We start from the raw sequence: 15,218 nt of genomic DNA, 5'->3' as shown, positions 1-15,218 counted from the left end.
ATGCACATCACCACTTCCGACCTCGGCCTGGTCGCCAGGGTCAGCAATCTCAGCAAGTCCTACGGACACGGCCGCGGACAGGTCGACGCCCTGCGCGACGTCAGCATCGGCATCCGGCGCGGCCAGTTCACCGCCATCATGGGTCCGAGCGGTTCCGGCAAGTCGACGCTCATGCACATCATGGCGGGCCTCGACTCCGCCACCTCGGGCCAGGTCTGGCTCGGCGACACCGACATCACCGGCCTCGGCGACAAGGAGCTCACCCTGCTGCGTCGGCGCAGGGTCGGGTTCGTGTTCCAGTCGTTCAACCTGGTGCCGACGCTCGACATCGCCGGCAACATCGCCCTGCCGTTCGAGCTGGATGGCCGCAAGCCGTCCACCACCGAGCGCGCCTGGATCGACCAGCTGGTCGACACGCTGGGACTCACCGAACGTCTGCGGCACCGACCGCACGAACTCTCCGGCGGCCAGCAGCAGCGAGTGGCGATCGCCCGCGCCCTGGCCGCTCGCCCAGACCTCGTGTTCGCCGACGAGCCGACCGGCAACCTCGACTCGCGCACCGGCCGCGAAGTATTGAGCCTGCTCGCGGCGGCCGCCACCGAGTATGGGCAGAGCATCGCCATGGTCACCCACGACCCGATCGCCGCGAGCCACGCCGACCGCATCCTCGTGCTGGCCGACGGCCAGGTCGTCGCCGACCGAGGCCGGTCGACCGCGGAAGAGATCAGCGCACTGATGCTCAGCATGGAGCGGGCAGCATGAGCATCCCGAAAGAGCACGCAGCCAGCATCCTCGTCGCCACCCTGAGCAGCGCGTTTGGAGTGTCCTTGCTGCAAGCAGTCGGCGTACTCGGCGCGGCAGTTGCCGCAGACGGGCTGGCGAGCCAGAGCGGGCAGATCGCCCTGATGTACGGGCTGGTCGCGGCCGTGTTCTTCGCCATCGCGATCTATGTGGGCGCAATCGTCACCGCTAACACCTTCGCGACGATCATCGCTGGGCGCACCCGGGTGATCGCGCTGTACCGGCTGATCGGCGCCACGGCCGGCTCGCTGCGGCGAAATGTGGCGAAGGAGGGACTTCTCGTCGGCCTGGTCGGCGGCATCCTGGGTGCCCTGTTCGGCACTGCCCTGGTTGTCGTGGGCGTGCAGGCCGCAGTTGCCGCCGCGTGGATGCCGCAGTTCCCGATCGACTACGCGCAGCCCATCGTGCTGGTGCCGATCATCGCGGTGGTGCTGACCACCTGGCTGGCCTCGTGGGTCGGCTCCCGACGGGTGCTCGCGGTCACGCCGATTCAGGCCACCGGCGCCGCCGCCGAACCGAGTCGGGAGGAGACCCTGGCGCGCCCGCGCCGCACCGTGTTCGCCATCGTGCTGTTCGTGCTCGGCTTCGGGCTGCTCGCCACCGGCGTGGTGGTCGGACTCGTCTCCAGCCTGGGGGTGCTGATCGGCATCGTCGGCGGCATGCTCTCCTTCACCGGTCTGGTGCAGGGCGCCCACCTGGTGATGCCTCCCGCGCTCCGTCTGGTTGGCCGCCTGCTCGGCCCCAGCGCGCCCGCCCGGCTCGCCGCCGAGAACGCGGTGCGCTACCCGGAACGCAGCTCCCGCACCACCATCGGTCTGGTGATCGGCGTCACCCTGGTCACCATGTTCGCGGTGGCCGCCCAGTCGTACTGGGAGGTGCTGCTGCGCATGAACGAGCTCAAACCCGGCCTCTACCAGGCGGTCGAACAGGTGATCATGATGACCGTGGGCATCTTCTCGGCGCTCATTGGCTTCAGCGCACTGATCGCCGCAGTCGGCATGGTGAACAACCTGTCGCTCAGCGTGATGCAGCGCCGCCGGGAACTGGGGCTGCTGCGCGCTCTGGGCTTCACCGCCTCCCAAGTGCGCCGCACGATCCTTGCCGAAAGCGCGCAGCTGACGGTCGCCTCCGTGCTGGTCGGCGTGCTCCTCGGTGGCTTCTACGGCTGGGCCGGCGCGCAGTCGCTGTTCGGCTCGCTGCCCGGTGTCGGCTGGATCGCCCCCGGCATTCCGTGGGCGCTGCTGGCGGTGCTCACCGGCGGAGCGGCCTTGCTCACCTGGGTCGCCTCGGTCGCGCCATCCCGTCGCGCGACGCGGATCAGCCCGGTTGCCGCGCTAGCCGTCGACTAGTCCGACCGGCCGACCGGCGGACGGCCCGGTCAGCTCACCGGCTTGAGGGCGGACCCGACGGCAATCACGTCGGGTCCGAACCTCTCGTCGAAGTACCCCTGCAGGGCGCCGTCGTCGTGCACGACCGTCACGAACAGGTACCCGTTCTCGGGCCACGTCATCAGCACGTCGACGCTGGCCTCATCGATCAGTTGCTGCTGGATCGCCTCGAGCTCCGGCTCGGTCGCGGAACCGGCGTTCTCCGGCAGGGTGCGCGGATCGATGTCGGCCATCGGGTCGTACAGCGCCAGCGGGATGGCCGGCTGGGTCAGAGTGAATATCTCGCCGTCCCAGGTGCCCTGCACCGCGTACGTGCCCCAGGTCACGCCACCCGAGCTCTCCTCGTACTCCACCGCTGCCCAGTCCCAGGCCACGATGTCGGGGCCGGAGCACTGTGGGGGATAGGACTCCATCACCCCGCCGAGGCACAGCTGCGCGGCATCCGGTTCCACCTGCAGCACGGTGCCCTGACCGATCACCTCGCCTGCGGCCGCGCTGTGCCCCGATGGCGCCGCGCCCGGGCCGTCGTCGGAGGGCTGAGCAGCGGGCGTCGCGCAGGCTGTCAGAAGCGCGCCGGTCAGCAGGATGACGCCGGACAGCGTCGCCAGCCGCCGCAGAGAAGGAGATGCACTCATGCGATCAGTTTCCCGGTGGACGGCAGCCGGCACCACCCAACGATTCGTTCGTGTTCGACGTCAGTTCGGTCGAGCGCGCGTCAGAACTTGGCCATGAAGGACGACACGATGGTTTCGAGCACGGTGCTGCGATCCAGCTCGCTCAGCATCTGAAGGCGAAGCATGACGAGATGGGTTCCGGCCGAATCGTTTGCCACGACCACGACGTAATCGCTCACACCGTCGCACGCGGTCCAGTACGTGTAGTGACCGGTGTAGTAACCGTCGTCGTAGACGTCGGTCTCCCGGAGCGTGCACGCATCGCCGACGCTCTTAGCGCCGACCGCGGCAAGGTACGCGGCGGTGTCGGTGCCGGCCAAGTCCCTCGACGCCGACACGCTGACACCCGCGACGGTCCAAGTGGTGAAGAACTCGTTCAGGTCGGGACTGGCGGAGATGTCGAACCACTGCGCGCCGGCGTCATCGGTGTATCCGGCACCGCCGACATCCGTCCAGGTGTCGGGAACCTGCACAGTGACCGCGCCACTGTCGTCGGTCACGGTCACGAACGAGCCGACGGTCTCGGCGCCGCCTGTGCCGCCGCCGCCGGTGTCGCCCCGGGAGACGAGCTCGAGCGCGCGGCCGTTGAACTGTCCCTCCCACAGCTCTTCGGTGGCCGGTCGATACAGGGTCACATCGATGGCTTCGGTGCCCTGCGTCTGCAGCACGCGGCAATAGTCCTCCAGGGTGCCGTTCTGGCCAAGCGAGATCCCGGCCATGTCCACCAGCAGGTCACCGGATTCGACACCGGCCTCGTCCGCCGGGCCGCCCGCCTTCACCGACGCCACCCAGATGCCCACCGCGGATCCGTCGTCGGCCGGGGGCATCGCCTCGGCGTTGATCCCGAGTGAGAGAACCGGCTTACCGGCCGTCAGGTCCTCGATCACCGGCATCACCTGATCGCGATGGATGGCGTAGTTGTAGTCGAGCTCATCGATGCCGGCGTAATTCACTCCGACCACCCGGCCGTTGCTGTCCACCAACGGCCCGCCAGAGTTGCCCCCGCGGATGCGCGCGTCATGCTCGATCACGTGATCGAGCGAGGCCCACGCGTCCTCCGATGCCGTATCGGCCTTCGACACAATGCCCTTGGTGAGGGTGAACTCGGGGTCGCCCAGCGGGAAGCCGGCGGAGTACACGTCGAGCGCGTTCTTGATCTCACCCTCGCGCCACGCCATGAACGGGAGCTCGTCCGCATCCAACTGGATCACCGCGAGATCGAGGCACTCAGACGCGCCGAGCACCGTCGCCCCGTACTCGCGGTCGGTGTCGCCGCCGAGCCAGACCTTGAGGGTACCGGCGCCGGTGACCACGTGATTGTTGGTCACGGCAATGCCACTGGGATCGATCAGGAACCCGGATCCCCGCCCGGCAGTTTCCGAAGCGTTCGTGGTGCCTTTGTCGATGAACGTGCCCTGCGCCTGAATCTGAATTGTGGCGCTCTGCAGATCGTCGAACTCGACCGGGGCCGGTTCGTTCGCGGACGTGGCAGTGCACGCGCCGAGCGCGATGGCCGTGATGGCAGCGACTGCGGCCGCGGCGAGGATTCGGATGTCGCGTGAGGGCCGGCGGGTAGGGAACATGCGTGCCTCCTTGGAACTCATGCCCCCGTTGTGCGGTGAGAGTACTCCCGATCGCGGCAGTGCCGCCAGCGGTTGACAGCGAGGTGCTACCCTAAATCTGTGCTGTTCGGTCTGCTCCTTCTTAGCTGCCGCGACGAGTCCTAGTTTCAGGCCTCCCTCGTCGCGGAGTTTGCCGTTGGCTGACCACAGAAGACTTGGGAAAGAGCACTAGGAAATGAAGAACAACCAGAAGCCGTCGCCGATGCCGACGCACAAGTACCGTCCGTACCACGAGCAGATCACCGTGGAACTGCCAGATCGCACCTGGCCGGACAAGCACATCACGCAGGCGCCGCGCTGGTGCGCCGTCGACCTGCGCGATGGCAACCAGTCGCTGATCGACCCGATGAGCCCCGAGCGCAAGCGCCTCATGTTCGACCTGCTGGTGCGCATGGGCTACAAGGAGATCGAGGTCGGCTTCCCGTCGGCGAGCCAGACCGACTACGACTTCGTCCGCTCGCTGATCGAAGAGAACGCCATCCCGGATGACGTCACCATCCAGGTGCTGACCCAGGCGCGCGAGCACCTGATCGCCCGCACCTACGAGTCGATCAAGGGCGTCAAGCAGGCGATCGTGCACCTGTACAACTCGACCAGCATCCTGCAGCGCGAGGTGGTGTTCCGCACCGACAAGCAGGGCGTCATCGACATCGCGGTCGAGGGCGCGACGCTCTGCCGCCAGTACGAGAAGACGATTCCCGAGACCACGGTCTACTACGAGTACTCGCCGGAGAGCTACACCGGCACCGAACTCGACTACGCGCTCGAGGTCTGCAACAAGGTGATCGAGGTGTTCGAGCCCACGCCCGAGCGCAAGGTGATCATCAACCTGCCGGCCACCGTCGAGATGGCAACGCCCAATGTCTACGCCGATTCCATTGAGTGGATGTCGCGGCGGCTAAACCACCGCGAGAACGTGATTCTCTCGCTGCATCCGCACAACGACCGCGGCACCGGCGTTGCCGCCGCCGAGCTCGGCTATCTGGCTGGCGGCGACCGCATCGAGGGCTGCCTGTTCGGCAACGGTGAGCGCACCGGCAACGTCGACCTGGTGGCGCTGGGCCTGAACATGTTCACGCAGGGCATCGACCCGCAGATCGACTTCAGCGACCTGGACGAGATCCGCCGCACCGCCGAGTACTGCAACCAGCTGAAGGTGGGCGAGCGCAGCCCGTGGGCCGGCGACCTGGTCTACACCGCGTTCAGCGGCTCGCACCAGGACGCCATCAAGAAGGGCTTCGAGGCCATGGAGGCGGAAGCCCAGGCGAAGGGCGTCTCGGTCGACGACCTGCACTGGGCGGTTCCCTACCTGCCGATCGATCCGAAGGATGTCGGCCGCAGCTACGAGGCCGTGATCCGGGTGAATTCGCAGTCCGGCAAGGGCGGCGTCGCCTACCTGCTGAAGACCGACCACTCGCTGGAGCTGCCGCGCAAGCTGCAGATCGAGTTCTCGGGCGTGGTGCAGTCGAAGACCGACACCGAGGGTGGCGAGGTCACCTCTGCCGAGATCTGGACGATCTTCCAGGACGAGTACCTGCCGGCTCCCGCCGAGCACCCCGAGGCCAAGTGGGGCCGCTTCGAGCTGGCCCGCACGCGCACCGCGAGCGACCTGTCCGGCGACGTGATGCTCGACATCGAGCTGCGCGTCGGCGACCGGATGGTGGACGCCGCGGCCACCGGCAACGGGCCGATCGCCGCGTTCCTCAAGATCATGGAGGAGCAGGGCCTCGACATCCGCCTGTTCGACTACTCCGAGCACGCGCTGAGCGCCGGCGGTGACGCGCTGGCCGCCTCGTACGTGGAACTGAGCGTGAACGGCATGACCCTGTGGGGCGTCGGCATCGACGCGGACATCTCGACGGCCTCGCTGAAGGCCATCGTCTCGGCGGTCAACCGGGCAATCCGGGCCGGCGTCGGCGACCGCAACCTCGCGGCCGTCTAACCGCAGCTGACGAAACGGCTCCCCGCGCGTGCGACATCACGCGCCGGGAGCCGTTTCAGCATGGCGGGCGGCTCAGCGGTCGCGCGTACCGGGGCGGCGCAGCCGCGGTCGGGGAAGCCTCGGAATCCGCGGCATCCGCTCGAGTTGACGCTGTTCTGGCAGTCGCCAGTTGAATTTGACGGCGAGCACTCTCACGCCGAAGGTCACCGCCACGCCGACCGTGGCCGCCACCGCCATGGGAACGTCGAACGACAGCAAGATCACCACCCACGCCGCCCCGGAGAATGCCGCGACCGCGTAGAGCGACCCGACGTTCATGATCGCCACCGGGATGTTCAGCAGCACGTCCCGCATGATCGACCCGCCCACCGCGGACAGCACACCGACGAACACCGCCGGCACCTCGGGCAGGCCGAGCGAGAGCGCCTTGGTGGCGCCGATCGCGCCGAACAGGCCGATGGTGAGCGCGTCGAGCACGGTGATCACGTGCCCGAGCCGGGAGAACAGCCGCTCCAGCAGCATGCCGAGCAGCGCCGCGCCGGTGGTGACCACCAGATACCAGTTGCTCTGCAGGGCGGCGAGATCGGTATTCAACAGGATGTCGCGCAGCACACCACCGCCGAGCCCGGTGGCCATGCCGATGATCGCGACGCCGAGCCAGTCGAGGCGCTGGCCCTTGAACAGTGCGGCGTACATCGCCCCCTGCAACGCGCCGACGCCCGCGGCGAGGAGGTCTGCCCAGAGCGGGGTCACAAGGGCGGCGGTCGTCACTCTCTGTTTCTATCACGGTGCCGCGCCCGCGCTGGTCACGGTGCCGCGCCCGCGACGGGGGATACTGGAAACGTGCCCCTTTACCGTGACGAAGCTGTGGTGTTGCGCACCCACAAGCTGGGGGAAGCAGACCGCATCGTGACCATGCTCAGCCGGCAGCACGGCAAGATCCGTGCGGTGGCGAAGGGGGTGCGGCGCACCGCCTCCAAGTTCGGGGCGCGCCTCGAGCCGTTCATGCTCGTTGACGTGCAGCTGTACGAGGGCCGTTCCCTCGACACCATCACCCAGGCCGAGACGCTCGCCTCCTACGGCGCCGACATCGTCAGCGACTACGCCTGTTACACCGCCGCGACCGCCATGGTGGAAACCGCGGACAAGCTCACCGACGACCTCGGCAGCGTTCAGCAGTACGTGCTGCTGGTCGGAGCGCTCCGCTCGCTGGCCCGCCGCGAGCACGGGGCGGCGCTCACCCTGGACTCCTACCTGCTGCGCGCCCTGGCGGTTGCCGGCTGGGCGCCGAGCTTCATCGACTGCGCGGTCACCGGAGCGCCCGGTCCGCACACCGCCTTCGTGGTGCAGATGGGCGGCGTCGTCGCCGACGAGGTGGCACCCCCGGGCTCACCCCGGCTGGATGCCGAGACGATCGGCCTGCTCGGCGCGCTCCTCGCCGGCGACTGGCAGCGCGCCGACGCCGCCGAGCCCCGCGCCCGCTCCCAGGCCAGCGGCGTGGTCGCCGCGTACACCCAGTTCCACCTCGAGCGCAGCCTGCGCTCGCTCGAACACGTCGACCGTTCCCCCCAGATGCCAAGGACTTCATGAAGAAGACGCACAAGGATGCCGCCGACTTTCGCCCGCTGGACTGGACCGGCGTCTACCCTCCGGAGTTCCTGAAGGGCGCGGTTCCCGAGCATGTGGCCATCGTGATGGACGGCAACGGCCGCTGGGCGAACCAGCGCGGCCTGCCGCGCGTCGAGGGTCACCGCGCTGGCGAGGCGAGCCTGCTCGACGTGGTCGCCGGCGCCATTCAAATCGGGGTCAAGCACCTCAGCGTGTACGCCTTCTCCACCGAGAACTGGCGACGCTCACCCGACGAGGTGCGCTTTCTGATGGGCTTCAACCGCGACGTGCTGCACCGCCGCCGCGACCAGCTGAACGCCTGGGGAGTGCGGGTGCGCTGGGCCGGCCGCAAGCCGCGGCTGTGGGGGTCCGTGATCAAGGAACTGCAGTTCGCCGAACGGCTGACCGAGGGCAACAGCACCATGACCCTCACCATGTGCGTCAACTACGGCGGACGAGTGGAAGTCACCGACGCGGTGCGGCAGATCGCCGAGGATGTCGCGGCCGGACGGCTCAAGCCATCCGGCATCAGCGAGAAGACCATCCAGAAGCACCTGTACGCGCCGGAGCTGCCGGATGTCGACCTGTTCGTGCGCAGCTCGGGGGAGCAGCGCACCAGCAACTTCATGCTGTGGCAGAGCGCATACGCCGAGATGGTGTTCCTCGACACGCTGTGGCCCGACTTCACCAGGGAACAGCTCTGGGATGCCGTGACCACCTACGCCCAGCGCAACCGGCGCTTCGGCGGCGCCGTCGACACGCCGAAGGCCTGAACCTCCGCTGGGAGAGTTCCGTGCATCCGGATTACAGCTGAGGAACGGATCTAGCCTGCGAGAAGGATCGTCGAGGCGATCGGCGCCGCGGTGACCCCACTCACGGAGGAGCGGTCATGTCTCAACCCGTTGAAAAAGGAACGTTCGAGAAGCCCGACGAGGTGCGCGAAGGGTCGAACTGGCGGCTCGAACTCGTCAAGCTCGCCGGCGGCGCAGAGATCGGTCGGCTCACACTGCAGCCGGGGTGGCGTTGGACCACCGACGTCAAACCGGTAGCCGGAACCGACCTGTGCGAGGCGCCGCACCAGCAGTACCATATCGCCGGTCGCATCCACGTTCAGATGGAAGACGGCACGGAGATGGACGCGGGTCCGGGCGACGTCATCTCCCTGCCCTCGCGCCATGACGCCTGGGTGGTCGGCGACGAACAGGTCGTCGTCGTGGACTGGCAGGGAGCGTCGGTTTGGGGAGCCCCGCGCTGACGTCGGCGGACGCGACCCGCGGATTCGCGGACCGCGCGGGGTTTCTCACACCATGCGGAGCTACGTAGCCCCGCATGGTGTGAGAGACCCCGCATGGTCGCCCTGAGCGGTGCAGCTGGCAGCACAACCCTCCGTCAGGCTGTACAATCTCTTAAGGTCACAAAGACCTTTACTCCGAGATGGGCAGCCGATGATGGACGCAGCGCACAGTGCAGAGCACAGCGACGTGACGCTCGCCGTGTCCACCGTCATCTTTGCGCTGCAGGTCGACGACGAGACCGGAGTCGCTGCGCTCTGGCTGCCGTTGGTGCGCCGCATCCGCGATCCCTGGTCGGGGCGCTGGGCATTACCCGGTGGTCCATTGTTGGTGGATGAGGGCCTGGCGACCGCCGCCCGTCGCTCGCTGCGCGACACCACCGGGCTGGCACCGAAGTATCTGGAACAGCTCTACGCCTTCGGTGATCCGGATCGCTCGCCCGGCAACCGCGTCGTCTCGATCGTGTACTGGGCCCTCGTGCACCCCGAAGAGGCCGAGCGGGCGACCGTGGGCGAGAACGTGCGCTGGTTCGCCGCCGACGACCTGCCGGAACTCGCCTTCGACCACAACACGATCGTCGACTACGCGCTCTGGCGGCTCCGCAACAAAATGGAGTACAGCCGGATCGCGCACGCCCTGCTCGGCGAAACCTTCACGCTCGCCGAACTGCGCCAGGTCTACGAGGCCGTGCTGCAGAAACCCATCGACCCGGCGAACTTCCGCCGGCAGGTCGAGAAGACCCTCGTGCCGACCAACCGTGTCGTCATGGGAGGTCGCCACCGCCCCCCGCGCCTGTACCGGTACGACGACTCGGTCAGCATGACCGACATCGGACCGCTACCCGGCATCTGACGGCCCCACGCCCGACGATCCCGCATCCGAAATCCGCACCGACTATCCACACCTGACCATCCACACCTGACCATCCACACCTGACGAACCACATCTGACGAAGGAGTCCGACCATGACGTCGGTCGACAGCACCATCCGCTTGATCCGCAGCACCGGCACAGGCACCGGCGCCACCTGCGCTCCCGAACTCGCCGACGGGCCCTGGCAGCTCGATGCCCTGCCCACCCCGTCGTACGGGCCCGGCGCGTCGATGGGTGACGTCATCCCGACCGGAACGCCACGCCAGGGGCAGCTGCCCGCCGAGTACCGCACCGCCGACGAGGCGGAGCTTGACCACCGCATCCGCGCTGCGAAAGCGACGCTCGGAGACCGGGTGGTGATCCTCGGCCACTTCTACCAGCGCGACGAGGTGATCGAGCACGCCGACTTCGTGGGCGACTCGTTCCAACTGGCGAACGCGGCCAAGGCGAGGACGGATGCCGAAGCCATCGTGTTCTGCGGTGTGCACTTCATGGCGGAAACCGCCGACATCCTCACCTCGTCGGAGCAGTCGGTGATCCTGCCGAACCTGGCGGCAGGCTGCTCCATGGCGGACATGGCCGACATCGATTCCGTCAGCGAATGCTGGGAACAACTCGAGGCTCTGTACGGCACCGAGCCGGACGCCGACGGCCGGATGCCCGTCATCCCGGTCACCTACATGAACTCGTCCGCGGCGCTCAAGGCGTTCTGCGGCGAGCGCGGCGGCATCGTCTGCACCTCCTCGAACGCCTCGGTGGTGCTCGACTGGGCCTTCCAACGCGGCCAGCGGGTGCTGTTCTTTCCCGACCAGCACCTCGGCCGCAACACCGCGAAGGCGATGGGTGTGCCGCTGGAGCGGATGCCGCTGTGGAACCCGCGCAAGCCGCTTGGCGGCAACGCCGCTGACACGCTGCACGACGCGCAGGTCATCCTCTGGCACGGCTTCTGCTCGGTGCACAAACGCTTCACGGTGCAGCAGATCGAGCAGGCGCGCGCGGAGTATCCCGGCGTGCGGGTGATCGTGCACCCGGAATGCCCGATGCCGGTCGTCGACGCGGCCGATGAGTCGGGCTCCACCGACTACATCAAGAAGGCGGTCGCCGCGGCCACCGAGCCCAGCACGTTCGCGATCGGCACCGAGATCAACATGGTGTCCCGGTTGGCCGCAGAGTACCCGCAGCACACCATCTTCTGCCTCGATCCGGTCATCTGCCCGTGTTCCACGATGTACCGCATCCACCCCGGCTACCTCGCCTGGGTGTTGGAAGAACTGGTGGCGGGCAGGACGCCGAACCAGATCACCGTGCCCGAGACGGTGGCCGCGTCCGCGCGGGTCGCCCTCGAGCGCATGCTTGCGGCGAAGCCGGCCTGAGCATGTCCGCCGTCGTCATCGTCGGAACCGGCATCGCCGGGCTCATCTGCGCGCTGCGCGCCGCCGAGCGGCACGACGTCACGCTGGTGACCAAGGCGGGCGTCACCGACAGCGCCACCCGCTACGCCCAGGGCGGCATCGCCGCGGCGATGTTCCCCGACGACAGTGTCGCCAGCCATGTCGCCGACACCGTGCGTGCGGCTGCGGGAGTCGGTTCCCGCCGGGCGGCTGAGATCCTCTGCAACGAGGGGCCGCAGCGCATCCTCGACCTGATTCGACTCGGCGTGCCGTTCGACCGGGTTGGTGGTCAGGAAGGTGTTGGCGGTGGGGCAGGCGTCGGCCGCGAGCACGGCGTGGCCGGCGACCTGGCCCGCGGACGCGAGGCCGCCCACTCCGTCGCGCGGGTGCTGCACGCCGGGGGAGACGCCACCGGCCGCGCCATCGAGACCGCGCTGGTTGCCGCGGTTCGTGCGGCGGGCATCACCGTGCTCGAGCAGACGATGCTGACCGACCTCGCCGTCACAGACGGGAAAGTCGGCGGCATCCACACCCTGAACGCCACCGGCAGGCGCTCGATGCTGCGAGCGGATGTCGTGATCCTTGCCACCGGCGGCGCGGGTCAGCTCTACCGGCACACCACCAACCCTGCCGTCAGCTGCGGCGACGGGCTCGCCGCCGCGATTCGGGCCGGCGCCGCCGTGCGCGACCTGGAGTTCTACCAGTTCCACCCCACCTCGCTCGCGGTTCCGGGCAACCCGCTGGTGTCGGAGGCCGTACGCGGCGAGGGTGCGGTGCTGCTCGACGCTCGCGGGCGGCGGTTCATGCCGTCGGAACACCCCGACGCCGAACTCGCCCCACGGGACGTGGTGGCCAGGGCGATCGCCGAGCAGATGCAGCGACAGGATGGCGCGCCGGTGCTGCTGGATGCGACCGCGCTCGGCCGCGGCTACCTGTCCGAGCGCTTTCCGGAGATCACCCGGATCTGCCGGGCGAACGGGCTCGACTGGGCGGCCGACCCGGTGCCGGTCACCCCGGCCGCGCATTACTGGATGGGCGGCATCCGAACCGACCACTTCGGCCGCACCTCGATCCCTGGCCTGTTCGCCGTCGGCGAGGTCGCCTGCAGCGGTGTGCACGGCGCCAATCGACTCGCCTCCAACTCGCTGCTCGAAGCGCTGGTGTTCGCCTGGCGAAGCGTTGCCATGTTCGGCGAACCGTGGCCGAGCGCCGCCGCTGACCGGCCAGAGCGGGCCGCCGCCCTGCCGACTCCCGCCGTCGCCCGGTCGGGGCGCGGACCGGCCCCGGTACTTCCGAGTTCAGCGTCAGCCGGCGACCCTTTCGTCAGGGTGGATCTGCAGCGCCTGATGTGGGACGAGGCCGGGCTGTACCGCACCGAGTCCGGCCTGCGCACGGCCGCCGATCGGCTCGCCGGCTGGCGCGCATCCACCCACACCATGGCCGACCAGGAAGACGGCAACCTGCTCACGGTCGCCACCGCTCTGGTGTCGGCCGCGCTCGCACGCCGCGAGTCCCGCGGCGCCCATTTCCGTTCCGACTACCCTGCGGCGTCCTCGCTCGCAGGCTCGCTCGATGAACTCACCCACCCCGCCGCGTAGCACCAGGAGCACCATGCTGACCACACCGCTAATCGACTCGATCGTCGCCGCCGCCCTCGCCGAAGACGCCCCCTGGGGTGACATCACCTCGGAAGCGGTGATCCCCGCGACCGCCCGCGCCAGTGCGGTGCTGTCCGCTCGGGAGGACGGCATCCTCGCGGGCAGCGCCGTGTTCGCGTCCGCCATGCGCCAGGTCGACCCGGCCACCACGGTGTCCTTCACGCTCAGCGACGGCGACCGGTTCCTGGCCGGCGACACCCTGGCGACAGTGGACGGGGATGCGCGCGCCGTGCTCACCGCCGAACGGGTCGCCCTGAACCTGGTGCAGCGCCTGTCGGGCATCGCCACCCTCACCGCGCAGTACGTGGCGGCCGTCGCCGGGACCCGCGCTCGCATCGTCGACACCCGCAAGACCACGCCGGGGTTGCGCGCCCTGGAACGCCAGGCCGTGCGCGCGGGCGGCGGACGCAACCACCGCTACTCGCTCTCCGACGCCGTGCTCGTCAAGGACAACCACCTCGCGGTGCTCACCGCGGGCGGCCGCGACCTCGGCGAGGCACTGCGCGAGGTGCGCGCCCGGCTTGGCCACACCACCCACTTCGAGGTCGAGGTCGACCGAATCGACCAGATCGAGCCGGTGCTGAGCGCCGGCGTCGACACGATCATGCTCGACAACTTCAGCCTCAACCAGCTGCGCGAGGGCGTCGCCCTGGTGAACGGACGCGCGCTGGTGGAGGCCAGCGGCGGGGTGTCCCTGTCGACGGTCGCCGGCATCGCCGACACCGGGGTGGACCTCATTTCGGTTGGCGCGCTGACACATAGCGCCCGCGCGCTTGACCTGGGGCTCGACATCCGTCTGGACACTCCATGACAACTGACGACGTGCTCTACCTGGACCACGCGGCCACCGCCCCGGTGCGCCGCGAGGTGCTGGAGGCAATGTGGCCGTACCTCACCGGCGAGTTCGGCAACCCGTCCAGCCACCACGAACTCGGCGACGCCGCGGCGCGCGCCCTGCTGGCGGCCCGCGAGTCGGTGGCCGAGCTGCTGGGCTGCCGGCCGGGCGAGGTGATCTTCACCTCGGGCGGAACCGAGGCAGACAACCTGGCGATCAAGGGGATCGGGCTCGGCAACCCACGCGGGCGGCACCTGATCACCTCGGCGATCGAGCACCCTGCGGTGCTCGAGTCCTGCGACTACCTGGCGCGGCACCACGGCTTCGAGGTCACCGTGGTCGGCGTCGACCGGTTCGGCATGGTGCGACCGGCGGATGTCGCGGCCGCGATGCGCCCGGATACCACGCTGGTCTCGGTGATGACCGCGAACAACGAGGTGGGCAGTGTGCAGCCCATCGTCGACATCGCGACGCTGGCGCGGGACCGCGACATCCCGAGCCACACCGACGCGGTGCAGGCCGCGGGCTGGGTGGATGTCTCGCTGCCGGCGCTCGGCGTCGACGCGATCAGTCTGGCCGGGCACAAGCTCGGCGCACCGAAGGGCACCGGCGTGCTGGCCGTCCGCGGCCGCATCCCGCTCGAACCGCTGCTGCACGGGGGAGGACAGGAGCGCGGCAAACGGTCCGGCACCGAGAACGTGGCGGGTGCCGTTGGGTTCGCCACCGCCCTGCGGCTGAGCGAGGGCGACCGCGTGCGGCACGCCGCCGTCGTGTCGGCCCGCCGCGATATCTTCATCGCCCGGGTACTCGAACTGGTGCCCGGGGCCCGGCTCACCGGACATCCGGAGCATCGTCTGCCCGGCAGCGCCTCATTCGTCTTTCCCGGCACCAGCGGCGAGGCGGTGCTGCTTCAGCTGGAGGGCCGCGGCATCGTCTGCTCGAGCGGCTCCGCCTGCGCGGCGGGTAGTGACGACGCCTCGCCGGTGCTGCTGGCGATGGGCCTGCCGGCGGCCGTGGCGCAGACCGCCGTGCGGTTCAGCTTCGACGCGTCGGCGGCATCAGAGCAGCTGCTCTTCGCTGCCGAGGCGGTGCGGGATGCCGTGGCGGCGCTGCATCAGCTCGCCTGACTCATCG

Annotated in this window: 14 protein-coding genes; 11 read left to right on the top strand and 3 right to left on the bottom strand. The window is 68.9% G+C overall.

Annotated elements, in window-relative coordinates; genetic code table 11:
• Entirely contained in the window at positions 1–762 is a 762-nt protein-coding gene (locus HCT51_RS09260; RefSeq protein WP_166873039.1) for an ABC transporter ATP-binding protein, read from the top strand.
• The gene (locus HCT51_RS09255; RefSeq protein WP_166873036.1) at positions 759–2,150 is read left to right on the top strand and encodes an ABC transporter permease; all 1,392 of its coding nucleotides are present in this window, start codon (positions 759–761) and stop codon (positions 2,148–2,150) included. The genes HCT51_RS09260 and HCT51_RS09255 overlap by 4 nt, the downstream gene beginning before the upstream one ends.
• Before the next feature lie 29 nt (positions 2,151–2,179).
• Here HCT51_RS09255 and HCT51_RS09250 read toward each other — a convergent pair whose 3' ends face one another.
• Positions 2,180–2,824, bottom strand: a complete 645-nt coding sequence (locus tag HCT51_RS09250; protein WP_166873032.1) for a hypothetical protein — start codon at positions 2,822–2,824, stop codon at positions 2,180–2,182.
• An 80-nt stretch (positions 2,825–2,904) separates the two neighbouring features.
• Positions 2,905–4,446 carry a S1C family serine protease gene (locus HCT51_RS09245; protein WP_166873029.1) on the bottom strand — a complete coding sequence of 514 codons (1,542 nt, stop codon included), beginning with the start codon at positions 4,444–4,446 and terminating at the stop codon, positions 2,905–2,907.
• A gap of 214 nt (positions 4,447–4,660) precedes the next feature.
• Here HCT51_RS09245 and leuA point away from each other — a divergent pair, with 214 nt between their 5' ends.
• Positions 4,661–6,427, top strand: a complete 1,767-nt coding sequence (gene leuA, locus HCT51_RS09240) for a 2-isopropylmalate synthase (RefSeq protein ID WP_166873026.1) — start codon at positions 4,661–4,663, stop codon at positions 6,425–6,427.
• A gap of 72 nt (positions 6,428–6,499) precedes the next feature.
• Here the strand turns inward: leuA and HCT51_RS09235 are convergent, their stop codons facing one another.
• Positions 6,500–7,198 (bottom strand): trimeric intracellular cation channel family protein, encoded by a 699-nt coding sequence (locus tag HCT51_RS09235; RefSeq protein ID WP_166873023.1) that lies wholly within the window; start codon positions 7,196–7,198, stop codon positions 6,500–6,502.
• Between the two features lie 72 nt (positions 7,199–7,270).
• Between HCT51_RS09235 and recO the strand changes: the two genes are divergently transcribed.
• From recO to HCT51_RS09195, 8 genes are all read left to right on the top strand, one after another.
• The gene (gene recO, locus HCT51_RS09230; RefSeq protein WP_166873020.1) at positions 7,271–8,017 is read left to right on the top strand and encodes a DNA repair protein RecO; all 747 of its coding nucleotides are present in this window, start codon (positions 7,271–7,273) and stop codon (positions 8,015–8,017) included.
• Entirely contained in the window at positions 8,014–8,808 is a 795-nt protein-coding gene (locus HCT51_RS09225) for an isoprenyl transferase (RefSeq protein ID WP_166873016.1), read from the top strand. Before recO ends, HCT51_RS09225 begins: the two co-directional genes overlap by 4 nt.
• A gap of 116 nt (positions 8,809–8,924) precedes the next feature.
• The gene (locus tag HCT51_RS09220; RefSeq protein ID WP_166873013.1) at positions 8,925–9,290 is read left to right on the top strand and encodes a cupin domain-containing protein; all 366 of its coding nucleotides are present in this window, start codon (positions 8,925–8,927) and stop codon (positions 9,288–9,290) included.
• A gap of 193 nt (positions 9,291–9,483) precedes the next feature.
• Complete coding sequence (locus tag HCT51_RS09215; RefSeq protein WP_166874532.1) at positions 9,484–10,179, top strand: NUDIX hydrolase; 696 nt, start codon at positions 9,484–9,486, stop codon at positions 10,177–10,179.
• A 113-nt stretch (positions 10,180–10,292) separates the two neighbouring features.
• On the top strand, positions 10,293–11,573 hold the full coding sequence (nadA, locus tag HCT51_RS09210; RefSeq protein ID WP_166873010.1) for a quinolinate synthase NadA: 1,281 nt from the start codon (positions 10,293–10,295) through the stop codon (positions 11,571–11,573).
• Between the two features lie 2 nt (positions 11,574–11,575).
• Positions 11,576–13,189: an L-aspartate oxidase gene (gene nadB, locus HCT51_RS09205; RefSeq protein WP_166873007.1), complete on the top strand. Its 1,614-nt coding sequence runs from the start codon at positions 11,576–11,578 to the stop codon at positions 13,187–13,189.
• Positions 13,190–13,202: 13 nt separating this feature from the next.
• Entirely contained in the window at positions 13,203–14,060 is an 858-nt protein-coding gene (gene nadC / locus HCT51_RS09200) for a carboxylating nicotinate-nucleotide diphosphorylase (RefSeq protein WP_166873004.1), read from the top strand.
• 11 nt (positions 14,061–14,071) lie between these two features.
• Positions 14,072–15,211: a cysteine desulfurase family protein gene (locus HCT51_RS09195; RefSeq protein WP_166874530.1), complete on the top strand. Its 1,140-nt coding sequence runs from the start codon at positions 14,072–14,074 to the stop codon at positions 15,209–15,211.
• The last annotated feature ends 7 nt before the right edge of the window (positions 15,212–15,218 follow it).

Origin of the sequence: Salinibacterium sp. ZJ450, from assembly GCF_011751885.2 — a bacterium.
Classification (GTDB): Bacteria; Actinomycetota; Actinomycetes; order Actinomycetales; family Microbacteriaceae; genus Ruicaihuangia.
This window is presented reverse-complemented; position numbering and strand designations above follow the sequence as displayed.

Coding starts and splice junctions, on each gene's coding strand:
- HCT51_RS09260 (WP_166873039.1), top strand. CDS start 1: ATGCACATCACCACTTCCGACCTCGGCCTGGTCGCCAGGGTCAGCAAT.
- HCT51_RS09255 (WP_166873036.1), top strand. CDS start 759: ATGAGCATCCCGAAAGAGCACGCAGCCAGCATCCTCGTCGCCACCCTG.
- HCT51_RS09250 (WP_166873032.1), bottom strand. CDS start 2,824: ATGAGTGCATCTCCTTCTCTGCGGCGGCTGGCGACGCTGTCCGGCGTC.
- HCT51_RS09245 (WP_166873029.1), bottom strand. CDS start 4,446: ATGTTCCCTACCCGCCGGCCCTCACGCGACATCCGAATCCTCGCCGCG.
- leuA (WP_166873026.1), top strand. CDS start 4,661: ATGAAGAACAACCAGAAGCCGTCGCCGATGCCGACGCACAAGTACCGT.
- HCT51_RS09225 (WP_166873016.1), top strand. CDS start 8,014: ATGAAGAAGACGCACAAGGATGCCGCCGACTTTCGCCCGCTGGACTGG.
- HCT51_RS09220 (WP_166873013.1), top strand. CDS start 8,925: ATGTCTCAACCCGTTGAAAAAGGAACGTTCGAGAAGCCCGACGAGGTG.
- HCT51_RS09215 (WP_166874532.1), top strand. CDS start 9,484: ATGGACGCAGCGCACAGTGCAGAGCACAGCGACGTGACGCTCGCCGTG.
- nadA (WP_166873010.1), top strand. CDS start 10,293: ATGACGTCGGTCGACAGCACCATCCGCTTGATCCGCAGCACCGGCACA.
- nadB (WP_166873007.1), top strand. CDS start 11,576: ATGTCCGCCGTCGTCATCGTCGGAACCGGCATCGCCGGGCTCATCTGC.
- nadC (WP_166873004.1), top strand. CDS start 13,203: ATGCTGACCACACCGCTAATCGACTCGATCGTCGCCGCCGCCCTCGCC.